We start from the raw sequence: 17,860 nt of genomic DNA on the forward strand, positions 1-17,860 counted from the left end.
CTGAATTGGTCCCCATGTCAATCCTCGCCGTCACCGGCACGCTGGACAAGTCGGACACCGAAGTCCTGATAGAACCTTACCAGTGCAGTAGCAAGCGCGCTGAACAGCTTGGTTTCCTTGCCATTTCGGCAGGTTCCTGCGCGGGCTTTGCGCGGTGAATTATCTTCAAGAACGATCGCCTCGAAGAACTTGCGGTGACGGGGTTTGAAGATATCCCGCGCTGCCCGATATTCCTCGCGGGCAACTGCTTCCCATTCGGCAATAGGCATCCGCGTTGAGGGCGCCATTACGCGGCCCGGCATTGTTCCCTGGATTCCATATCGAGCAATTGCGACACGGCCATCAAGGCCAGTCAATTCATAGATCTCCCTGTAGCGCTTACAGGCCATCATGGCTTCGAAACTCAGCTTTCCGTCCGAGCAGAGCCTGACCACGACAGGGACGGCAAGCCGCTTGACGGTCTTGATGACCCGCACCGTGCCCTTGGGCTGCTTGGGAATGAATGCCGTTGTGTCGGCCTTTTCCAGCCACTCCTGCGTAGGTTCGACCACGGTTCCAGCCAGGTTGACGAACACGCCTTCCCTGACCTCCATCTCCGCCTGTTCGCGAAACGCCTCACGGTTGCGGTCGGCCTTGTCGCGCGCCAGCATGTCGCTGACCCTGCGCCGCTCAGCGGCTTGTTCCGAACGGATGCGGCGCAGGGTTCCGGCAGGTGATTTCTCTTTATATTCAGTCACTTCAAACCTTACCCTTATCCAAACCGTAAGCTTTCACGGCCAATAGATCGAGCTGCTTCTGGTCAGTCCAGTTAGACAGCCACGCCCGGTTGATCAGCACGATTTCGCCGTCACTGGCGTCGTAGGCCTCCTTGGCCTTGCGCAGGGCATTGGCCGGGTCAGGATCGCGCATCGACCCGGCAAAGCGTCCCAGAGATGATCGGATAGGGCCGCTCACCAGCACGTTCCCTTGAGGCGCTTCACGAAGGCCTTGCGGCGCTTCTCGGGCAGTTTGGCGGCGTACCGCAGCCCGGCCTTGGGGTTGGGCTTCATCAGCGCGTCGAGCCGGGCCCTAACCTCGGCCTTGCGCTGCTCGGCTTCGCTGCGCACAGGCGCACCATCGGTATGATCCGGGGTTTTCATGCGATCCTCGTCAGCAGTTCGGCGCGATAGGCCAGACCGATCCGGTTCAGCGCTGCGAACCCGTCATACATCCCGAAGCCGCGCGTCACGGTGAAGTGATCCGGAACGTCATAGGCCGGGACAAGCATTCGGCCCTGAGCATCCTCTGTGGCACCCAGGAGCGCCGCGTCGATCAGGTCCGGTTTCAGGAGTTGGGGCAGGTTCATGCAGCACCTCCATCGCGTTCGCTGGGGAACCTGTCTCCAAGCGCGGCCTTGATCTGGCCGAGGCTTTCCGGATTGCCCAGAGCGACCGGACGGCGAAGATACCGGACGATCTCGCCAGCCTCGTTCTTCTCCGGCAGGACATAGCCCTTGTCCGCGGCGTGATGCTTCCAGCGCTCCGGCAGGGCGTCGATCTGGGCCTGCTCCATCTCGCCCCATTTCAGGGCCCGCATCGCGTCGTCGTATCTGGCCTGGATTTCGTTATCGTAGAGCGATCGAGCGTAGCGCTTCGACTTGGCATCACGCCGTTCCCAGCGAGAGATGATCTCAACGCACTCAGGCGGCGAGGGCATGAACTTGCAGTGGTTCAGCGCATGATCGCGCAGGAAGCGGATGGCCGGCTTCGGATATTTCCCCAACACATGGACGTAGGCGGCGATGAGCAGTTCGCCGGTCACAACGCCAGCCTGCTTCCGAGGGAGAACGGTCAGCATCCGAAGTTCTTCCTCCAGCGCAGCCGGATCGCAGGGAGGATATTCCGGCAGGTCATATTCCGCCACCTTGCGCACCGCTGCGAGGTCCGCGTCACTCAAGCGCTTCGGAAGCGCCCGCAGCGCGTCGAGCAGCGATCCGGTTGTCGAGAGCGATCTCAAATCCGTCTCGGTTGTCGTAACGGGAAGATTGGCCTGTTCCATTGTTCCGATCCTTGAGAGGGTAAACGTCAGTCCAGTTTTTCAGGGTCGATTGGTCCAGCACGGCGCCGGGGTCGCACCCCGAGGTTCGCAGTTCGTCCAATTTCCCGATGAGCATCTTCGCTGCCCGAGCGGTGGGCATCTTGCCGAAGCGCTTCCGCATCTCGATGAACCCGTTCCACGGCTCAGTCGGAATCCACTCCGGGATCTCCGGCCAGTCCTTCCCGCGAGATTTCTTCGTGGGGGATATAGGGGGGGAAGATACGTTAGTATCTTCTATGTGGTTGTGGTTGTGGTTAGTTGAAACGGTCGTTGAAGCATCCGTCGCAACGCCCGTTGAACCTAAGTTACTGTTTTTTCTGTCATCAGGCTTGGACTTGCGGCTTTTGCTACGTGCACTGCTAAGTCCTGCGTCTCTGGCACTTCCGACCCTACTTAGGGCGTTAGTTACCTCCACATCTGCCTTCGAATTGCGGATCTGGCCGTCGCGGATGTAGAGCTTTCCGCGCTCCATCAGCACCTTCTTTATCCGCTTCCAGACGCGCAGATCGACCCGGCACCACCCGGCAATGAAGTGGTCATCGTCAGGCAAATTCCCGTCGCGGGTGTAGATGAGATCCAGAACGGTGTTGTAGGCACCGCGCTCCTCAAGGGTGAGTTCCATCATCCCGTTGAGGGCTGCATCTGGGTCGCGTTTGTACCATTTGATCTGGCCCATCAGAGAACCCTCCACCGCTTGCAGCCAAGGCGATCATGGCGGTGATAAGGGACGCCGCAGGCGATGCAGGGATCGCGGGTCTGTATGACCGGTGCGGCTTCCTCTTTGACCTGCGCTGGAGGTCTTTCCGAGCGATCACGCGGCACATGGTTCTTTGACTTGGGGACCACAGGCTTTCCGGTCCGTTTGCCCGTTTCCAGAACGGTCACAACACGCCGATTGCTGATGATCTGAACCTTGATGCGCTTTGCGATGACCAGCTTGGAGAACAGCTTCTGGACCTGCTCCGAACTGGTCAGCCCGATCGCGTCGGCAAGGCCTGTGTTACCTTCAAGAACGGTTCCAGCATCGGCTACGGCTTCGATATGGCGCAGCAGCAAATTTTCATGGGCCAAGGTGCCATAAACTACCATTGCTCCACCGCCTTGCGCACGTCATTGCCAAAGCAGGTCAGGTAGGGCCCCTTCACGGCAACGAGGCCGGAAGACCACATCTGCGGTGCCATCTTATCGCTGACGCGCCAGCAGCCAGAATTTTCAGGGTCCTTGCTGCGCCAGGCCTCTAACAGAGCGAGGACGATATTGTCCGGCAGGGTGTCAGCGAACCTTTCAGGATCGGGGAAACCGGGCTCGGAAAACTCGACCAGCAGGCTGCGCAGATAGTCAATCTCGGCCCGGCGCATCGCCTTGTCTTCGCTGCTTTTGAGGCGGTGTAACCGTTGCGGACGACGCTCGTGGGCAATGCAGCCCTCGATGTAGGTAAGCGGTATCGTCTCGCTGTAATGGTGCCGGGTGAGCTTCTGGATCTTTCCGGCGTCGCTGATGTAGGTCGCGAGATGCGCGGCGTAGCCCTGCGGGCTGACGTGATCGAGGCTTTCGTAATGGCTCACGACACAACCTCCAACGGAGGCAGCAGGATGTTCTCCATGCGCCAGGGTGGTGTGATGTGTTCATGGAAGACCAGCGCGAAGTCGCAGATTCCGATCGCGTCTGCCTCGTCGTAATTGCGCGGCGCGAAGCCGAGCTGTTTACAGCGCGACAATGTATGTTGCTTTAGAGCATCTCTGGCCGAGACCTTCTTGCCCGTCCGCTCACGTTTCGCCCGTGCTCTTCGCTGAGTGTCCTTGACGAGGTCGGATGTTACAAAATCTTTCCGCCAGGTAGAGACGTTAATGGCGTAGACGCGGCATCCGTAGGCGTGCGCAAAACTCTCGACATGAGCAGCAAGGCCAGACGCGAGGGAAAGTGCGCGAAGATTTGTATTGCCGTTGAGGTTTGCAGGCAAAATTGCCTGCTCATAGTAGATCACATCAAACCCTGCCGCAGCGTGCAGTTCGGCAAGCATTTCATGACATTTGGTGAAAACCCCGCCGTCAGTTGTGAATTCACTGCCGAGCCGCTGACTGCCGTATCTGGGGGCCAGCCAACCCTTGTGCCAGACACACCATCCTGTGTTCGACTTGGAAAGGTCGAGAGCTAAGAGCCTCATGCCGCTCGCCCATGGTTAGGATGAAAGCCATGCTCGCGTTCAGCCGCTCGACGTGCTGCAATCGCGTCGATCTTACTGGTGAAGTAACCAAGGTGAATGCGTCCAGTTTCTGATTTAATCTCTGCTCGCCACTTTCCCGCATGACGAGCCCAATAGACGCCGTGTGCGCCAGAGCGGTTGCTGGCCAAGAGACGGCGGTTTTTCGTGTTGGTTCGACGCGAGACCATCCGCAAATTTTCCAAGCGGTTGTCGCATCGGTCGCCGTTGATGTGGTCGATTTCTGTTGGCCATTCTCCGTACACGATTGCCCAAGCGATGCGATGCGCGAGGAAGCCTGTGCGCCCCATTATCGGACCCGCCTGATAACCGTGGCTGCCGCAAGTTCGGAATGTCTCCTTCCCAGCAAACTGAGAGTTCCACGCCTGGCGTTTGGAAGGTGGTGCATCCGGCCAGCTATCGGCAGTCCTTGCCAACCAATACAGCTTTCCCGTCTCCGGTTCATAACGGAGCAAACGCCGAAGCAGTGCTGGGTCGATCTGGTTTATAGGCTTGGTCAAAATCTCGCCCCCGGTGAATGTCGCCATCGTCGGGATCGGCCGAAACCGATCCCTCGGGGGCGTCACTCAGCAGCTTCGGCTTCACCGGCTGCATCCGCTTCGGCCTGTGCCGTCTCGGTGCTGGGCCGGTTCTTCTGGGCCGCCAGTTCTTCCTCGCTGGCCTCGAATCCGTCATCGGCCGGCTTGCCATGCAGGGTTGCCAGCTTGGGGCGTTCGCGTTCGCCGGTGGGAATCACCTCGTTACCGTCCTCGCCATTGGCGAGCGTCACGAGATCGCGGGGCAGGAACAGCTTGCGGTGTTTCAGGCCTTCGCTGAGCGCCAGAAGCATATGATCGCGCTTGGCGTCTTCCTGATTTTCGAGATGGACGATGAAATCCAGCACCTTGCGCGGGAAATGGCATTCGTCCTTGATCAGGGAATAGGGATCGCTCAGGTCGCCGCGCAGTTCCGCGAGCCGGGCCTGCTTGGCCTTGATCTGGTTGTCGTAGATCTCAAATGCCCGCTCGGCATCGGGCCGCGAATATTCACCGCTGATGCCGGCGCCTTCGCCGTCTTCCTTCCTGGCTGCACTGGCCATGTTATTCTCCTTTCGCTTTCAAAGTTTGCGTGAGCCAACCCCACGACTTTCCTTCTGAGATTTGCTGAATTGCAGCCTTGGTCACGCCAAACTGCGCGGCAATTTTGGACAGTGAAGTTGTGCCGATGAGGCACCAGATTGCTCTGACATCGTTCTCGGTAAGCTTGGATCGATCAGCCTTTTCACCACGAGCATCTGTTCCATGGATGAGGCGGTCAGCTTGATTTTCCGATGGAGTTGCCCAGCGAACATGCTTTGGGTTCACGCAACCAAGATGGCCATTTCCGCAGGAGTGCGCTGCAACGTGCGATGAGGTTGGAGGCGGACCGTATTTTATCTCGCAAACCAGTCTGTGAACGCTCCAGTGCCTTCCTCCGAAGGTAATCTGGCCGTAGCCACGCCCGTACTTTGAGAACGGCCAAAAAATGCAGTCATTGGAGTAGTTGAGCAGCACACTCTCAATCATGTATGCCGATGGGGCGCCGAGTGTTCGTTTATCGTGAAGCGCGTCTCCATAACGCCTCCACGCCGCATAATGCTTACGGCAGAAGCCCTTCGCATCGTGAGAGGTGGGGCAACCATCCACAGAGCAGACTTTGTTTGCTTTCATTTCAGGCGGCCTTCTCGGCGCGCTTGCGGCGATTGGCCTCGTCAGCCTTGATCCGGGCCGCTTCGCGCTGTTCGCGTGCCTTGCGGCCGATTTCAGCATCTGCGCGGAACTGGACGAATTGCGCTTCAAGGCGTCCGAGCTGGCGGGCGCGATCCTTGAGCAGGGCGCGCATCTTGATCCGATCATTGATCAGCCAGACCAGCACTATGATCGAGACAGCATAGGCCGCGCCGAGTATCAGAATTGCGGTAGTCGCTTGCATCGTTCCCTCCATTCAAGGTTTCACGGCCACCAACCGGGCCGCCTTCGCGTCCAGTTCGGCGTCTTCGTCTTCGGTGATTTCACGGCCGCCTGGGCTGTCAGGGTGATGGGCTTTCGCCTTGTGGTGCAGGTAATCCTGCATCGCCTCGCACAGCTCGTCGTGATCGAGTTCTTCCGGCACCGTGATGATGCGCCTCGTGTCGGGCAGCAGCAGCGACAGAAGATCGTCGGGCAGGATGCCGATCAGGGAAAACAACGCTGAAACCGGCATGACGGCCGGATCGCGTGAACCGGGTGCGGGCAAGTAGGAAAGCAGCGTGGCGTAAGGGATATCGCTGTCCAGCGCCGTGGCCTTGAGCGAGATACCGCGACGATCGATCTCGCGGCGCACCGCAAGCTGGCGCTCGCGTATGATCGTAGAACTGTCAGCCATGATCCTGTTGCCCCGCGCTGCTATTTCCAGCGTCATGAAAGGAGTAATCAGAAAGGCCGGGGCCCGCTGTTTCAGCGATGTCCCCGGCCACGCGACCCGCGGGCTCACCCGCATCGATCGCCGCGCGCCGTTTCGCGCCGGCGAAGAACGCGGCGCACAGCGCAGTCGTGATGAAGCTGACGCCAAGGGCGATGAATGTGATTTCCGGCCAATTCATATGGCGGCGCCCTTGCTTGACACAGGGACGCCGCCCTCCATCGTGACGTTGCGACACGACGATGGAGATTCGAGACATGAATTATCAGGACGAGTGGGACCGCAATCCGAACGGCACCTTCCAGCATCATCCGCTGACGGGCTTCCAATCGTCAGTCGGGGGCCTAGCGTTAGTGTGGCGGGTGGAATGGGCCGAGGCTCGCGGCGCGAAACGTCCACGCGCCAGAAGTGTCCAGGTATCGGTTCCGATCGAGGACGCGCGCCGGATTGCGGAGCGGATTCTGGAATCCTGCGATGCTCATCTGCCGGGCTTGCCGAAGGGGAGTGCATAGCCATTTGTGCCGCCACCGAGTTGCGACACAACGATGGAGACTGGATATGGATGAACTTGCCCAACAGGTCGCGGAACTCAGCGCCAAATGCTCGGCCTATGAACTGGTCCTGCTCGATCTCATTTTCAGCACATGGCCGCTTGAAGCCCACCGCAACGAGCGCAGGGAAAGCACTTGCCGCGCACTTGAAGCGCAAATCGAAAAGGCTGACCCTAACAGTCATTCCTACCTCCTGCTGCAGCGCGCTTTGGCAACGATCGAGGACTTGTTTCATACGCCCGGGCCACCTCGGACCGCAGAACAGCCATGATCGCGCGGAACCTATTGCGATCAGCCTCGATTGGGATCGGGCGAGAGGTCATGCCGCCCGCGAAGCCTCTGGTTGCTGCGCAGGATATATGTCCGGGCGCCATTCATGGCGCGGAATCCCAGTCACTTCCTCAGCCCTAAGGACATGCTCAGCCGGAAGCTGGCTTCGCTTCCTGATCCAATTGGAAATGTTTTGCTGGCTCGTGCCGATCGCCACAGCGAACTTGCTCTGGTTTCCCTCGAAAGGGGGTGCGGCCAATGCGCGTTGAAGGACGGTTTCAGTCATGACCCGGCTTGATACAACCGAGTTGTTATCAGGACAACCCTTTTGTGGAGGTGGTCGCGGCCCGAATTTTGTAGAATGCGAGGCCATGAAACTTCCCGACAATCCAGGAGAAGCCGGTCGCTGGTGTCAGAAAGAGCGTGATCGTAGAAAGATGTCTGCTGCTGATCTGGCAGCTCGCATCAACGGCCTAGCGCTTGAGGCAGGAGATCCGTTCAAACTCTCTCAACAGAACCTCTCGAAGTTCGAGCAGGGCAACAACAAGCGCATGCCGCCGTGGACCCGATTCATCATACCGGCGCTGCAGGCAGCAGATGGAGAAACTAGCGAAGACCCTCACCTGCATATGGGTTTGGTGGACGCGAGCGTGGAAATTCAGGTTTTGCCAACGTGGGCAGGCATGGGAATGGGCGGAACAGGTGATGATGATCCCGGCCTAATGTCCTTCTCACGAGATTTGATTGAACGTGAGTTGAAGGCTTCCCCGCAAGCACTGCTCGCAATGGCTGTTGAGGGCAATTCGATGGAGCCTGAGTTCTTTGGCGGCGATGTGCTGCTGGTGGATACGCGGCGCCGATCACTCGCCCAGCCGGGAGCGTTTTGCCTGTGGGACGGAGATGGGCACGTAATCAAATATCTCGAAAAGGTGCCTGGGAGCGATCCTCCCCTGATTCGTGTAATCAGCCGCAATTCCATGTATCAGGCCCATGAAAGGTTGGCTGACGAGATCAGCGTTATCGGGCGGGTTGTATGGTTCGGCAGGCGGATTTTATGAGGTGTGCATGGTGAGCAGGATAATCGTTGCAGCAACCTCTCTGCTGATGGTGTCAGCCTGCTCGTCAGCAGCTGAGCGCGCGGAAAGGCGTTTCGAAATCGCTGAAAAGAATGGGATTGATCCTCGGGACGCTTGCCGCGCCGCCGGCGAGGCGAAGCAGGAATGGCTGAACCAAGGCAATGAGCGGGAATACCAGAGGTGGATGATTGTCGAATACAATGCATGCTCTAAACTGCGGTAAATCCCATCTCCGCGCGCCTCGGTTGTTGATCTCGGCGTGAGTAACAAAATAGTTGTTGACCACATAACAACCGGATTGTAATTGCCGTCTCCGAAAGGAGATGGCGATGCACGACTTCCCCCCCCGCAACCGAAGGCGCCGTTCCCGATTCCCGCGGCGCTGTGCAGTGTCATCTCCTTTCACTTCGGCTGAGCAGACCGCACTGGCACTCAGCTATCCGGCATTGGGTTCTGGCTGGCTGGATCCGGCAGACGGAGAATGCCCTTCTGATATTTCCCGGACGGGACCTGAAAATGCAGGTTCATCCCACCTTCTATCTCGATCGTCAGGATCTCGGCTCCTTCTTGTGGAGAAGCCTGGAGGGCAAGTGATCGGACTATTGGAGGCTGGCAATTATGGCCCCCTCCATTCCGCGCCGCATCTGCGAGCGCCATCTGCACGACATTCTGCAAATGCTCGGCAATATGCAGCGGGAGGCGAAGAATGAACTCTTCGCCATCACTCCATGCGCATTTCACTAGGATATGCGAGCCGTCCATTGCTGCCGCTGCACCAAGCACGGCTGATACCGGATACACTTCTAGGTCCATTTCCGAATCCTCTTCGTCGTTGTCTGGAAGCACGACGATAGGCGAAGCCGGGGAGGGACGGGACAGCGCTCTCCCCGGTGGAGCCATTCCCGGCGCGGTTCCCGGAATTGATCCGGTCGATGGCTGGGTTCTCGTCGAGGACGAGGAGCAGGACGGCGACGGCTTCTGGCGCCCGGTCTATGACGCGGTGCGCGGCGATGAACGCCAGCGCCTTGGCGTCTCCCGCTGGCGCTTCACGCCTACTCAGGCCCGCTTTGCATGGATGGTGCGCAGCGGCTTCCCGATGATGTTCCGCGCCCCGAGCGGGTGCCTTGCTCCGTTCCATGACGAAGTGATCGACGCGGCCATTGCGGCTGCGGCACTGGGAGAGGCGGCATGACCGCGCCCCACGAACCCACGCTGCGCCGCGACAACGCCCTGACCGCCGATCAGCGCATCACGCGCCGGGCCCACCTGAAATGGTGCTGCGACCGCGACGAGGCGATTGAGCCAGAAATTCAGAAGCACAGGCCGGGCAACCCGGCCGCCGCGCGCACCGGTGCCCCGGTGCAACAGCATGGAACGGGGGCGATTTCGTTTCACCCGAGGGGGGCTTGCTCGACGCGCTCCCGTTCCATTCTGTCCCTGTGGACCGTGGTTCTCGTCTTTGCGGCCTTCCTGCTGCTGACCGATCCGGTCGCGGCGGGGATTGGCGCCGTCATTGCCGGCGAGATCGCGCCGGGCGGGAGGGTCAAGTGACGCCCGCAATCCGCCGCCGCGCGCTTCCTCTGGTTGCTATTCCGCCGATCCGTTGTGGCGGAAGGGTTCGCCCCATCGATCGCCGCGCCCCGGAGGGGCCACGCTTCACCATTATCGACAATCAGGCCGAGATCGTGCCGCAGGTGATCGCTGAGCGCGCCCGGCGCGAGGCGGCGCTGATCCCCGATGAAATCCGCTTTGCCGCCTACGCCGCCGATGAGCGCAGCCCGTGGGCGTGGGAGAACCGCTTTGGCTGAATTCTATATCGAGACGAACAGCTTTGCTGCTCCGTTTTTGTCCGATCCAGGTCACACCTATGTTGACGCTGAAACTCCCGAAGACGCGCTGCTGCGCGCTGCAGCAGAATATTCGCATCCCTTCGGCCTCTATGCGGCTGCGGCATATTCCTCGGCTGACGCCAAGAACAAGGGCGAGAAGCCGCTTGCACGCTGGTTGAGCAACCACGCGAAAGCTCTTGTCGGCGTCACCGGCATGATCACGTCTCTTCGTCCCGGCCTCATCGAGATCAACGGCGAGAAGGTCGAAATCGAAGATCCCAAGGGTGGGTCTGTCGAATGACGGCCGGGTCTGAAACCCCTTGGCCGGAAACCGTCCAGCGCGAGGCCGATGCCGAACCGGCGCGCCCGGTGCTGGTGATCGGCCTCATTGCGGGCGCGATCACGCTGGGCCTGATGGCGGAATACTTCCTGGGCAAGATCTGGGGAGGTCGCCGTGGCTGACGGAACCGCGATCGAATGGACCGATGCGACGTGGAACCCGGTCACGGGCTGTAGCGTCACATCCCCGGGCTGCACGAACTGCTACGCCATGAAACTGGCGGGAACGCGGCTGCGCAATGTCGCGAGCCGGGCGGGGCTGACACGGCCGAGCAAAGCCGGGCCGGTGTGGACCGGAGAGGTTCGCTTCAATGAGGCTGAATTGCTCAAGCCGCTGCGCTGGCGCCGGCCGCGCAAAATCTTCGTCTGCGCGCATGGCGATCTGTTTCACGAGAACGTGCCTGACGAATGGATCGACCGCGTTTTCGCGGTGATGGCTTTGTGCCCGCAGCACACGTTCCAGGTGCTCACGAAGCGCAGCGCGCGGATGGCAAGTTATTGTGACAGGATTACTTCTGCGACCGGAGCTGGTGCCATTGCTGATATGATGGGCTCGCTGGGCGGATCGTCAGGCGCGCAAGCAGATTTTCTCATGCGCCAAGCGGAGAATTCGTGCCTCCCTAACGTCTGGCTTGGCGTCTCGGTTGAGGATCAGGCGCGGGCAGATGAGCGCATTCCTTATTTGCTGGATACTCCTGCTGCGGTGAGGTTCCTTTCCATGGAACCACTGCTTGGGGCGGTAGATCTCGCGAATATTGAATATCACCCTGGGTTCTTCATCAATTGCCTGACCGGTGAAGACGTTGATGGCACATGGCCATGCGTACATAAGGTCAATTGGGTCATCGTCGGCGGCGAAAGCGGTCGCGCAGCCCGCATAATGCATACCGATTGGGCCAGGTCCCTACGCGATCAATGCGCTGCCGCTGGCGTGGCGTTCTTCCTGAAACAGCTTGGCGAATATGCACCCCGGCGTGGGCCGCACGGCATGGAAATGCAGCGCGTCGGCAAGAAGAGCGCCGGCCGCCTGCTGGACAACGTCGAGCACAGCGAGTTCCCGGAATGACGGACCGCCAACCCCTCCACCCCATCGACGACACGGCCCGCAACGGCAATTTCCGCCTGATCGGCAACGGCAGCGAGCAAGCCGTCGCGCGTTGGCGTGGGCGCTGGGAATACGCCAGCGGCAGGCCCGTGGCGTTTGAGCCAACCGGATATGTCGAGACGGGGGAGGGCGCGAAGTGACCCGCTCCACCACCCCCTACGCCGAGCGCACCAGTCGCCCCGTCATCGTGGAAGGCGCGCTCGAAGTCGAACGCCCCGTGGCGGGCTTCTACCGCATGAAGCTGCGCAGCGGCGGCGTGCTGGCCGGAATCCGCATCTGGTACGGCCCGCCGCACGACCCGGACACTGGTGAAGTGCTGGACCGCTCCTGGCGCTGGCAGGCCGAGGCCAATGGCGAGCCGATCGACTTCGACGACGCCTGGCCCAAGTGCGGCGGCTCACCGATCACCGAGCAGGAATACCGCCAATACTGCGGCAAGCAGGTCTGGGCCCGCGATCACGCCCCCAAGTCGGCCTTTGCCGATCCGAAGCGCCGCTACGACCCGCTCACCGCTCCACTGCCGTTCTGACGAAAGGAAACGCCGTGCCCATCACCAAGCCCGCCATCGCTGAACCCGAAGCCCCGCTGCCCGGCGAAAACCCCGTCAGCGCAGGCATCGGGCACAATCAGCCCCCGCCCGAAGAGCAGGTGAAGATCGATTTCCGCGAGGGCATGATCGAGAAGCACCCCCAGTTCGAGCAGCGCATCGCTGATTTGCGCGCCGGCGCTGACCGTGCCGTGGTGGATACCGCCGAAAAGGCCGCGCTGGCCGGTGATCTGGTGAAGCAGATCCGCGCCATGGAAGGCGCAGTCAACGATACGCACAAGACCGTCAAGCAGCCCTATCTCGATGCGGGGCGCGTGGCGGATGCCGAGAAGAACCGCCTGCTGGCTGATCTGACCGAAGCGAAGAACATCATCACGGCGAAGCAGACCGAGTTTCTGCGCGTCGAGGAAGCGAAGCGCGAGGCTGCGCGCCGCGCCGAGGAAGCGCGTGCCCGTGCCGAAGCCGAGGCGGCAGCCGAGGCCGAGCGCCAGCGTGCCGCAGCCGAAGGGCAGGGCGATGTTGAGGCCATGGAAGCCGTCGAGGTCGTTGCCGCGCCGGTGGTGATCCCCAAGGCCCCTGAGCCGATCCGCAGCGCGGATACCGGCGTCATCGTGTCGGGCCGCAAGGAATGGCAGAGCCAGGTCAACGACTACACGCTCGCCGTGATCGAGGTCCTTGATGACGAGGGCGTCCGGCAGGCCGTCGAGAAGGCCGTCGCGCGCCGCGTCAAGGCCGGTGTCCGCCAAATCGCAGGTGTCCACATCTGGCAGGCCACGAAAGCCGTCACTCGCTGAGGGAGGAAAGCATGTTTCTTGTATTCGACACTGAAACCACCGGGTTGCCGCTCTGGAACGAACCGAGCGATGATCCCCGTCAGCCACATGTCGTCGATCTGGCTTGCAGCCTGTTCGACCGCAGCGGCGTGGAAATCGACAGCTTCGATGCCATCATCAATCCTGGCATCGAGATCCCGGCTGACATGGCAGCGATCCATGGCATCACGACCGAGATTGCCCAGTCCGAAGGTATTGCCCCGGACATGGCCCTGACCCGGTTCCTGAGCCTGATCGATGAAGCCGAAGTCGTCATTGGTCACAACGTCAGCTTCTACATTCGGATGATGCGGATCATGGCGGCGCGTGTGCGCGGCGAAAAGTGGGATAATCCCCGCCCGACCTTCTGCACCATGCACCGCAGCACCAGCCACTGCAAAATCCCCAGCCCGCGCGCCCGGCATGAACGGGATTACAAATGGCCCTCGCTGGCAGAGACGATCCGCCACTTCTTTGGCGAGGAACACGCCAACGCTCACCGCGCTCGCCCGGATTGCGACGCAGCGGCCCGCATCTTCTTCCACTTCCGCGAGAAAGGACTTTCCTGATGGGAAACGCACGTTCCATGGCCGTAGCCACCGCCAACCGTGAAATCGAAGAGAGCCAGCAGCGCGCCATTGCGGCACGGCAGGCTGAGCAGAAGCCGCGCAATGCCCTTGAGGCGATGGCGGTTAAGCTGAAAATCTCTCCCCAGGCGCTGCAGAAGACCCTGCGCAGCACGGTATTTTCTGCCTGCCGGAGCGACGAGGAATTCTTCGCCCTTGTCGTGGTGGCTAATGAATACGGCCTCAATCCGCTGCTCAAGGAAATGTATGCCTTCCCGGCCAAGGGCAGCGGCATTGTGCCGATGGTTTCGGTCGATGGCTGGATCAGGATTATGAACGAGCATCCCGCATTTGACGGGATCGAGTTCGATTATCACGCCGACGAGAAGGGCGGCATCGAAGCGATCGAGGCGATCATCTATCGCAAGGATCGCCAGCACCCGGTCAAGGTCATCGAATATCTCGAAGAGTGCAAGCGCCCCACCGATCCATGGAAGACCGCACCGCGCCGCATGCTGCGCCATCGTGCGCTGATGCAGGGCGCGCGCGTCGCCTTCGGCTTCTCCGGCATCTTTGCCGAGGGTGACGAAGAAATCGAGGTCGGCAACGTCATCGACATCACTCCGCAGGCCCAGACCATGCCCGACCGTAAGACGCTGGGCGAGGAACTTGGCGATGAGATCCCGAACTTCGACCGCAACACCGGTGAACTGGTCGAGGACACGCAGACCGATGCGCGCGGCATGACCGAGGTTGACGAGGAAACCGCGCGCCAGGCCGATACCGGCGAATGGCAGGAAGGCCGCGCCGATGAGGACATGGGCGAGGCTCATTCCGATGCTGAGGAAAGCCCCTCCGATGCGAAACTGCGCCAGATCCGCGAGAGCATCGCGGCGGCAAAGAACCTCGCCGGCCTCAAGCACGTCGATAACGAGTGGGTGAATGCCCGCGCGGTCTATGACGACGACACGGCGCGCGAGGTCGATGCGGCCATTGCCGCCAAGTGGAAGGAGCTGGGCCAGTGAGCAGCTTCATTCGCCGCATCCAGCGGCAGGTCATGCCGTCGCACAAGGTCCACGCCAGCAGGAACTGGAAGGGCGAGGTTCGCCTCTATGCCAACCCGGCCCGGAAGAAGTTCTTCAACGGTCGTGGCAGCAAGCTCGGCGTCAGCAATCCGAAGGATACCGCCCTGCTGGCGCGTCAGGCGCGCGAAGCGAAGCGCGCCGCTGCCCGGAAGGGGAAGAGCTGATGAGCAGCTTCGGACAGCCGCTCAAGATCAGCTTCCGGGCAACCGGTGAAGGCTATGTCCTCTGCGAGCGCAAGAACCAGGCGGGCAAAGAGGTCGAGCCGATCCGGTATTACTCATACTCCAGCGTCCCTGAGCGCGGCGCCCTCGCTCCCGAGAAGTGGGACGAATACGTCGCCGCTTTCAAGGAAGAGTTCGGCATCGACAGGAATCAGGCCTGATGTCCGGCGCGGGAAAGATGATCACATGGCGCGTGCCTGTCCTTCGCGGACTTGATCCGGATCTACGGCGGGCACGCCTGCTCGCGGCCAGGACCTACGCACCCGGCTCTGTCCCGCGCCATGGCATTCTCGGCGGCTTCTGGGACGGTGGGAAAGTCGTCCGTCACTTCCGGGGCAAGGACTGATGCGGTGCGGCCGAACCCCGGACATTGCCCACCAGAGGCGCAAGGCAAGCGTGTGCATGTCATTCTCCGGAATGGCTACGACACGCGCGCAAAAGAGCCTGCTGGCTGGGCCGCGACGGACAAAGGAGCCTGCCGCTGGACGCTCACGGGCCACCCCTTCGACATTAAGGAATTTGAGGTGATCGGATGACCAGTCACGAACAGTTCGACAATGGCCTTGCCGAAGCGCTCTGGTGGTTTCGCGGCTTTGCGGCCGCCCAGCCGCTTGACAAGTTCGGCCGGCGTGCTGAGCCTCGCTGATCCGCTGCCGGGGGAATTCTGATGGAAGAGGCCATCACCATCGGTCAGGCAACCCTCTATCTCGGTGACGCCTACGCCATCAGACCAACGCTGGGCCGCATGGACGTGGACGTGATGGACCCGCCATATCGCTTCAACGCGGTCGGGGCCGGGAAATTCCGGGCCGCACGTCAGGCAACGCACATGCTGATCGCGGAAGGCATGGACAAGGGCTTCGATCACAGCATCATCAATCCGCTGCTGTGCGGGTCTTGCATCGTGTTTTTCCATCCCGACCAGCTTCTGGATCTGGGCGACCACCTGCGCGGAAACTTCCGCCGAATGGTGCTGTGCCAATGGATCAAGGAAAACCCGGCTCCGCACCGGAACAAGAACTACATCTTCGACAGCGAGCCCTATTTCCATGCCTGGAATGAAGGCTTACACCCGGTTGGCGCCCATGAAGACATGCACCGCTATGTCTTTGCGCCGGTGGCGCCTTCGAAGATCTACGATCACCCGACCGTGAAGCCTGACCGCGTCATGGCGAAGATCATGGCGAACGTGAACGGCCAGACGATCTGCGACCCTTTCATGGGCACAGGCAGCACCGGCGTTGCAGCGATCCGGGCGGGCAAGCGCTTCTACGGCATCGAGAAGAACCCCAAGCACTTCGAGACAGCTTGCAACCGCATAAGTGCAGCAGTGGCTGAGATGGAGGCGAGGGCGGCATGACAGCGCCGGCGCGCATCACCCAGGCCGACATTGACCGTGCCACCAAGGCTGTAGTCACGGCAGGGATTCCGCGCGCCCGCATCGTCATGGATTTGGTGAACCAGAAAATCGAGATCATCATCGGGGAGGCGCCGAACGATTCGCCGGCGCGCAACCCCTGGGATGATGAGTAGCGCATGGGCAAGCACTTGAAGTCGAACGCCTTCCTCCCCCCTCACGTCTCGCGGTTCAAGAGCCAGCACGGCTCCGAACGCTTGCGATTCCGCAAGAAGGGCCTCAAGGGCGGCTATTTCGTCGCACCGTTCGGCAGCAAGGCGTTCTGGGCCGAATACGATGCGTTCCTAAACCCTATCGAAGATGCGGCTCCGGAGACTCCGAAGCAACGCGCCGCACCGGGCACGCTCAATGACCTGGTCAATCGCTATCTCGCCGTGCCGGAAAGGCTTGGCCCATCCGATGTGACACAGGCGAAGATCCGCGCCGTGATCGAAGACTTCCGGGCGGGGCGGGGCGATAGGCCCGTGAGCCTCGTTACGTTCGAGGCGATCGACAAGATCGTTGCCAAGAAGATGATCAAGACTGGAACAGGCAATAAGGCCAAGGGCGGCATCCACGCCGCACGCAAACTCCGCAAGGAATTGATTCGCCTGTTCGATTTCGCGGTGAAGAGCGGTTTCTGCGAGAAGAACCCGGTGCGCCTCTCCGAAAAGGTCAAGCAGCCACGCGGTGAGAAGTCCACCGGCTTCCACTCATGGACCGAAGCGGAGATCGATCGATTCCGGGCGCATCACAAGCTGGGCAGCCGCGAACGTCTCGCCATGGAACTGCTTCTATGGACCGACCAGCGCCGCTCCGATGTCGTGAAGATGGGTAAGGCTCAGATCCGCGACGGGCGTATTCCGATCACGCAGGAAAAGACGGGTAAGGTTCTCTGGGTTGCGATGGCTCCGCAATTGCTCGAAGCGATCGTTGCTCTGCCGCCCGAGCATACGAGCCCGTTCTGCTTCCTGATGACGAAGCGCGGCAAGCCTTTCACGAAGGAAAGTTTCGGCAACTGGTTCAAGAAGGCCTGCATCGCTGCAGAGCTTCCACACTGCACCGCACATGGCCTGCGCAAGGCGACGTTGCGGCGCATGGCGGAACTTGAAATGGCCAACAAGACCATGAAGTCGCTGAGCGGGCAGACTCGTGACGAGACGTTGGCCCACTACATCGAAAGCGCGAACCAGAAGAGGCTGGCAGACAATGCCATAACCGCCCTGGCGCGGTGGGAAATGCACTCCCGAGAGGGAGAGAAAACGGATGAATATCGCTTCACTGCGAACGACTAGAATGTCTCACCCTCGTTTTAGGTGAGACATTCCGTTCACTGTGAGGCACAGAA

Annotated in this window: 35 protein-coding genes; 19 read left to right on the forward strand and 16 right to left on the reverse strand. The window is 60.7% G+C overall.

Going from position 1 to position 17,860, the window contains the following annotated elements; all coding sequences use genetic code 11:
• Positions 1-17 precede the first annotated feature (17 nt).
• The 15 genes from SZ64_RS04465 to SZ64_RS04520 form a co-directional block, all read right to left on the reverse strand.
• Positions 18-650, reverse strand: coding sequence for a hypothetical protein (locus SZ64_RS04465; RefSeq protein ID WP_156313499.1), 633 nt, complete (start codon positions 648-650; stop codon positions 18-20).
• A gap of 88 nt (positions 651-738) precedes the next feature.
• Positions 739-954 carry a hypothetical protein gene (locus SZ64_RS18515; RefSeq protein ID WP_156313501.1) on the reverse strand — a complete coding sequence of 72 codons (216 nt, stop codon included), beginning with the start codon at positions 952-954 and terminating at the stop codon, positions 739-741.
• Positions 951-1,139, reverse strand: a complete 189-nt coding sequence (locus SZ64_RS04470; protein ID WP_054529719.1) for a hypothetical protein — start codon at positions 1,137-1,139, stop codon at positions 951-953. The genes SZ64_RS18515 and SZ64_RS04470 overlap by 4 nt, the downstream gene beginning before the upstream one ends.
• The gene (locus SZ64_RS04475; protein ID WP_054529720.1) at positions 1,136-1,345 is read right to left on the reverse strand and encodes a hypothetical protein; all 210 of its coding nucleotides are present in this window, start codon (positions 1,343-1,345) and stop codon (positions 1,136-1,138) included. The genes SZ64_RS04470 and SZ64_RS04475 overlap by 4 nt, the downstream gene beginning before the upstream one ends.
• Positions 1,342-1,935: a hypothetical protein gene (locus SZ64_RS04480; protein WP_156313503.1), complete on the reverse strand. Its 594-nt coding sequence runs from the start codon at positions 1,933-1,935 to the stop codon at positions 1,342-1,344. The genes SZ64_RS04475 and SZ64_RS04480 overlap by 4 nt, the downstream gene beginning before the upstream one ends.
• The gene (locus tag SZ64_RS04485; RefSeq protein WP_054529722.1) at positions 1,928-2,752 is read right to left on the reverse strand and encodes a DUF1376 domain-containing protein; all 825 of its coding nucleotides are present in this window, start codon (positions 2,750-2,752) and stop codon (positions 1,928-1,930) included. Before SZ64_RS04485 ends, SZ64_RS04480 begins: the two co-directional genes overlap by 8 nt.
• Positions 2,752-3,165, reverse strand: a complete 414-nt coding sequence (locus tag SZ64_RS04490) for a hypothetical protein (RefSeq protein ID WP_054529723.1) — start codon at positions 3,163-3,165, stop codon at positions 2,752-2,754. Before SZ64_RS04490 ends, SZ64_RS04485 begins: the two co-directional genes overlap by 1 nt.
• Positions 3,159-3,641, reverse strand: a complete 483-nt coding sequence (locus SZ64_RS04495; protein WP_054529724.1) for a hypothetical protein — start codon at positions 3,639-3,641, stop codon at positions 3,159-3,161. The genes SZ64_RS04490 and SZ64_RS04495 overlap by 7 nt, the downstream gene beginning before the upstream one ends.
• Complete coding sequence (locus SZ64_RS04500) at positions 3,638-4,096, reverse strand: hypothetical protein (RefSeq protein WP_156313504.1); 459 nt, start codon at positions 4,094-4,096, stop codon at positions 3,638-3,640. The genes SZ64_RS04495 and SZ64_RS04500 overlap by 4 nt, the downstream gene beginning before the upstream one ends.
• 140 nt (positions 4,097-4,236) lie before the next feature.
• The gene (locus tag SZ64_RS18175) at positions 4,237-4,824 is read right to left on the reverse strand and encodes an HNH endonuclease signature motif containing protein (RefSeq protein WP_082384430.1); all 588 of its coding nucleotides are present in this window, start codon (positions 4,822-4,824) and stop codon (positions 4,237-4,239) included.
• Between the two features lie 35 nt (positions 4,825-4,859).
• Positions 4,860-5,375, reverse strand: a complete 516-nt coding sequence (locus SZ64_RS04505; RefSeq protein ID WP_054529726.1) for a hypothetical protein — start codon at positions 5,373-5,375, stop codon at positions 4,860-4,862.
• A 1-nt stretch (position 5,376) separates the two neighbouring features.
• Positions 5,377-5,985, reverse strand: coding sequence for an HNH endonuclease (locus SZ64_RS18180; protein ID WP_162225074.1), 609 nt, complete (start codon positions 5,983-5,985; stop codon positions 5,377-5,379).
• 1 nt (position 5,986) lies between these two features.
• Positions 5,987-6,247, reverse strand: coding sequence for a hypothetical protein (locus SZ64_RS18720; RefSeq protein ID WP_162225075.1), 261 nt, complete (start codon positions 6,245-6,247; stop codon positions 5,987-5,989).
• A gap of 12 nt (positions 6,248-6,259) precedes the next feature.
• Positions 6,260-6,679 carry a hypothetical protein gene (locus SZ64_RS04515; RefSeq protein ID WP_054529728.1) on the reverse strand — a complete coding sequence of 140 codons (420 nt, stop codon included), beginning with the start codon at positions 6,677-6,679 and terminating at the stop codon, positions 6,260-6,262.
• Entirely contained in the window at positions 6,672-6,896 is a 225-nt protein-coding gene (locus SZ64_RS04520; RefSeq protein ID WP_054529729.1) for a hypothetical protein, read from the reverse strand. Before SZ64_RS04520 ends, SZ64_RS04515 begins: the two co-directional genes overlap by 8 nt.
• A gap of 76 nt (positions 6,897-6,972) precedes the next feature.
• On the opposite strand from SZ64_RS04520, the gene SZ64_RS04525 reads away from it, so the two are divergent.
• The 3 genes from SZ64_RS04525 (at position 6,973) to SZ64_RS04535 (ending at position 8,594) form a co-directional block, all read left to right on the forward strand.
• Complete coding sequence (locus SZ64_RS04525) at positions 6,973-7,227, forward strand: hypothetical protein (RefSeq protein WP_054529730.1); 255 nt, start codon at positions 6,973-6,975, stop codon at positions 7,225-7,227.
• 46 nt (positions 7,228-7,273) lie between these two features.
• Entirely contained in the window at positions 7,274-7,537 is a 264-nt protein-coding gene (locus SZ64_RS04530; RefSeq protein WP_054529731.1) for a hypothetical protein, read from the forward strand.
• Between the two features lie 370 nt (positions 7,538-7,907).
• Positions 7,908-8,594, forward strand: a complete 687-nt coding sequence (locus SZ64_RS04535) for a helix-turn-helix transcriptional regulator (RefSeq protein WP_206742896.1) — start codon at positions 7,908-7,910, stop codon at positions 8,592-8,594.
• Positions 8,595-9,044: 450 nt separating this feature from the next.
• Here SZ64_RS04535 and SZ64_RS18520 read toward each other — a convergent pair whose 3' ends face one another.
• Positions 9,045-9,425, reverse strand: a complete 381-nt coding sequence (locus SZ64_RS18520) for a hypothetical protein (protein WP_156313508.1) — start codon at positions 9,423-9,425, stop codon at positions 9,045-9,047.
• A 19-nt stretch (positions 9,426-9,444) separates the two neighbouring features.
• Between SZ64_RS18520 and SZ64_RS04545 the strand changes: the two genes are divergently transcribed.
• The 16 genes from SZ64_RS04545 (at position 9,445) to SZ64_RS04610 (ending at position 17,807) form a co-directional block, all read left to right on the forward strand.
• Positions 9,445-9,804 (forward strand): hypothetical protein, encoded by a 360-nt coding sequence (locus tag SZ64_RS04545; protein ID WP_054529734.1) that lies wholly within the window; start codon positions 9,445-9,447, stop codon positions 9,802-9,804.
• Positions 9,801-10,163 (forward strand): hypothetical protein, encoded by a 363-nt coding sequence (locus SZ64_RS04550; RefSeq protein WP_054529735.1) that lies wholly within the window; start codon positions 9,801-9,803, stop codon positions 10,161-10,163. Before SZ64_RS04545 ends, SZ64_RS04550 begins: the two co-directional genes overlap by 4 nt.
• Positions 10,160-10,420, forward strand: a complete 261-nt coding sequence (locus tag SZ64_RS04555; RefSeq protein WP_054529736.1) for a hypothetical protein — start codon at positions 10,160-10,162, stop codon at positions 10,418-10,420. The genes SZ64_RS04550 and SZ64_RS04555 overlap by 4 nt, the downstream gene beginning before the upstream one ends.
• A complete protein-coding gene (locus tag SZ64_RS04560; protein ID WP_054529737.1) occupies positions 10,413-10,742 on the forward strand; it encodes a hypothetical protein in 330 nt (109 codons plus the stop codon). Before SZ64_RS04555 ends, SZ64_RS04560 begins: the two co-directional genes overlap by 8 nt.
• Complete coding sequence (locus SZ64_RS18525) at positions 10,739-10,903, forward strand: hypothetical protein (protein WP_156313510.1); 165 nt, start codon at positions 10,739-10,741, stop codon at positions 10,901-10,903. The genes SZ64_RS04560 and SZ64_RS18525 overlap by 4 nt, the downstream gene beginning before the upstream one ends.
• Complete coding sequence (locus SZ64_RS04565; RefSeq protein WP_054529738.1) at positions 10,896-11,846, forward strand: phage Gp37/Gp68 family protein; 951 nt, start codon at positions 10,896-10,898, stop codon at positions 11,844-11,846. Before SZ64_RS18525 ends, SZ64_RS04565 begins: the two co-directional genes overlap by 8 nt.
• Entirely contained in the window at positions 11,843-12,025 is a 183-nt protein-coding gene (locus SZ64_RS04570; RefSeq protein ID WP_054529739.1) for a hypothetical protein, read from the forward strand. The genes SZ64_RS04565 and SZ64_RS04570 overlap by 4 nt, the downstream gene beginning before the upstream one ends.
• The gene (locus SZ64_RS04575) at positions 12,022-12,414 is read left to right on the forward strand and encodes a hypothetical protein (protein ID WP_054529740.1); all 393 of its coding nucleotides are present in this window, start codon (positions 12,022-12,024) and stop codon (positions 12,412-12,414) included. Before SZ64_RS04570 ends, SZ64_RS04575 begins: the two co-directional genes overlap by 4 nt.
• A gap of 14 nt (positions 12,415-12,428) precedes the next feature.
• Positions 12,429-13,226: a hypothetical protein gene (locus SZ64_RS04580; protein ID WP_054529741.1), complete on the forward strand. Its 798-nt coding sequence runs from the start codon at positions 12,429-12,431 to the stop codon at positions 13,224-13,226.
• Between the two features lie 11 nt (positions 13,227-13,237).
• Positions 13,238-13,813: a 3'-5' exonuclease gene (locus SZ64_RS04585; RefSeq protein WP_054529742.1), complete on the forward strand. Its 576-nt coding sequence runs from the start codon at positions 13,238-13,240 to the stop codon at positions 13,811-13,813.
• Positions 13,813-14,835, forward strand: a complete 1,023-nt coding sequence (locus SZ64_RS04590; protein WP_054529743.1) for a recombinase RecT — start codon at positions 13,813-13,815, stop codon at positions 14,833-14,835. The genes SZ64_RS04585 and SZ64_RS04590 overlap by 1 nt, the downstream gene beginning before the upstream one ends.
• A complete protein-coding gene (locus SZ64_RS04595) occupies positions 14,832-15,059 on the forward strand; it encodes a hypothetical protein (protein ID WP_054529744.1) in 228 nt (75 codons plus the stop codon). The genes SZ64_RS04590 and SZ64_RS04595 overlap by 4 nt, the downstream gene beginning before the upstream one ends.
• Positions 15,059-15,277 (forward strand): hypothetical protein, encoded by a 219-nt coding sequence (locus SZ64_RS04600; RefSeq protein ID WP_054529745.1) that lies wholly within the window; start codon positions 15,059-15,061, stop codon positions 15,275-15,277. Before SZ64_RS04595 ends, SZ64_RS04600 begins: the two co-directional genes overlap by 1 nt.
• A gap of 506 nt (positions 15,278-15,783) precedes the next feature.
• The gene (locus SZ64_RS04605; RefSeq protein ID WP_054529746.1) at positions 15,784-16,476 is read left to right on the forward strand and encodes a DNA methyltransferase; all 693 of its coding nucleotides are present in this window, start codon (positions 15,784-15,786) and stop codon (positions 16,474-16,476) included.
• On the forward strand, positions 16,473-16,649 hold the full coding sequence (locus SZ64_RS18530; protein WP_156313512.1) for a hypothetical protein: 177 nt from the start codon (positions 16,473-16,475) through the stop codon (positions 16,647-16,649). Before SZ64_RS04605 ends, SZ64_RS18530 begins: the two co-directional genes overlap by 4 nt.
• Before the next feature lie 3 nt (positions 16,650-16,652).
• A complete protein-coding gene (locus SZ64_RS04610) occupies positions 16,653-17,807 on the forward strand; it encodes a tyrosine-type recombinase/integrase (RefSeq protein WP_054529747.1) in 1,155 nt (384 codons plus the stop codon).
• Positions 17,808-17,860: the final 53 nt, after the last annotated feature.

The organism is Erythrobacter sp. SG61-1L (assembly GCF_001305965.1).
GTDB lineage: Bacteria > Pseudomonadota > Alphaproteobacteria > Sphingomonadales > Sphingomonadaceae > Andeanibacterium.

Excerpts from the sequence above, each read along its gene's own strand:
- SZ64_RS04465 (WP_156313499.1), bottom strand. The coding sequence starts at position 650 with ATGCTGGCGCGCGACAAGGCCGACCGCAACCGTGAGGCGTTTCGCGAA.
- SZ64_RS04470 (WP_054529719.1), bottom strand. The coding sequence starts at position 1,139 with ATGAAAACCCCGGATCATACCGATGGTGCGCCTGTGCGCAGCGAAGCC.
- SZ64_RS04475 (WP_054529720.1), bottom strand. The coding sequence starts at position 1,345 with ATGAACCTGCCCCAACTCCTGAAACCGGACCTGATCGACGCGGCGCTC.
- SZ64_RS04485 (WP_054529722.1), bottom strand. The coding sequence starts at position 2,752 with ATGGGCCAGATCAAATGGTACAAACGCGACCCAGATGCAGCCCTCAAC.
- SZ64_RS04490 (WP_054529723.1), bottom strand. The coding sequence starts at position 3,165 with ATGGTAGTTTATGGCACCTTGGCCCATGAAAATTTGCTGCTGCGCCAT.
- SZ64_RS04500 (WP_156313504.1), bottom strand. The coding sequence starts at position 4,096 with ATGCTTGCCGAACTGCACGCTGCGGCAGGGTTTGATGTGATCTACTAT.
- SZ64_RS18175 (WP_082384430.1), bottom strand. The coding sequence starts at position 4,824 with ATGGCGACATTCACCGGGGGCGAGATTTTGACCAAGCCTATAAACCAG.
- SZ64_RS04505 (WP_054529726.1), bottom strand. The coding sequence starts at position 5,375 with ATGGCCAGTGCAGCCAGGAAGGAAGACGGCGAAGGCGCCGGCATCAGC.
- SZ64_RS18180 (WP_162225074.1), bottom strand. The coding sequence starts at position 5,985 with ATGAAAGCAAACAAAGTCTGCTCTGTGGATGGTTGCCCCACCTCTCAC.
- SZ64_RS18720 (WP_162225075.1), bottom strand. The coding sequence starts at position 6,247 with ATGCAAGCGACTACCGCAATTCTGATACTCGGCGCGGCCTATGCTGTC.
- SZ64_RS04515 (WP_054529728.1), bottom strand. The coding sequence starts at position 6,679 with ATGGCTGACAGTTCTACGATCATACGCGAGCGCCAGCTTGCGGTGCGC.
- SZ64_RS04520 (WP_054529729.1), bottom strand. The coding sequence starts at position 6,896 with ATGAATTGGCCGGAAATCACATTCATCGCCCTTGGCGTCAGCTTCATC.
- SZ64_RS04525 (WP_054529730.1), top strand. The coding sequence starts at position 6,973 with ATGAATTATCAGGACGAGTGGGACCGCAATCCGAACGGCACCTTCCAG.
- SZ64_RS04530 (WP_054529731.1), top strand. The coding sequence starts at position 7,274 with ATGGATGAACTTGCCCAACAGGTCGCGGAACTCAGCGCCAAATGCTCG.
- SZ64_RS04535 (WP_206742896.1), top strand. The coding sequence starts at position 7,908 with ATGAAACTTCCCGACAATCCAGGAGAAGCCGGTCGCTGGTGTCAGAAA.
- SZ64_RS18520 (WP_156313508.1), bottom strand. The coding sequence starts at position 9,425 with ATGGACCTAGAAGTGTATCCGGTATCAGCCGTGCTTGGTGCAGCGGCA.
- SZ64_RS04550 (WP_054529735.1), top strand. The coding sequence starts at position 9,801 with ATGACCGCGCCCCACGAACCCACGCTGCGCCGCGACAACGCCCTGACC.
- SZ64_RS18525 (WP_156313510.1), top strand. The coding sequence starts at position 10,739 with ATGACGGCCGGGTCTGAAACCCCTTGGCCGGAAACCGTCCAGCGCGAG.
- SZ64_RS04570 (WP_054529739.1), top strand. The coding sequence starts at position 11,843 with ATGACGGACCGCCAACCCCTCCACCCCATCGACGACACGGCCCGCAAC.
- SZ64_RS04585 (WP_054529742.1), top strand. The coding sequence starts at position 13,238 with ATGTTTCTTGTATTCGACACTGAAACCACCGGGTTGCCGCTCTGGAAC.
- SZ64_RS04590 (WP_054529743.1), top strand. The coding sequence starts at position 13,813 with ATGGGAAACGCACGTTCCATGGCCGTAGCCACCGCCAACCGTGAAATC.
- SZ64_RS04600 (WP_054529745.1), top strand. The coding sequence starts at position 15,059 with ATGAGCAGCTTCGGACAGCCGCTCAAGATCAGCTTCCGGGCAACCGGT.
- SZ64_RS04605 (WP_054529746.1), top strand. The coding sequence starts at position 15,784 with ATGGAAGAGGCCATCACCATCGGTCAGGCAACCCTCTATCTCGGTGAC.
- SZ64_RS18530 (WP_156313512.1), top strand. The coding sequence starts at position 16,473 with ATGACAGCGCCGGCGCGCATCACCCAGGCCGACATTGACCGTGCCACC.
- SZ64_RS04610 (WP_054529747.1), top strand. The coding sequence starts at position 16,653 with ATGGGCAAGCACTTGAAGTCGAACGCCTTCCTCCCCCCTCACGTCTCG.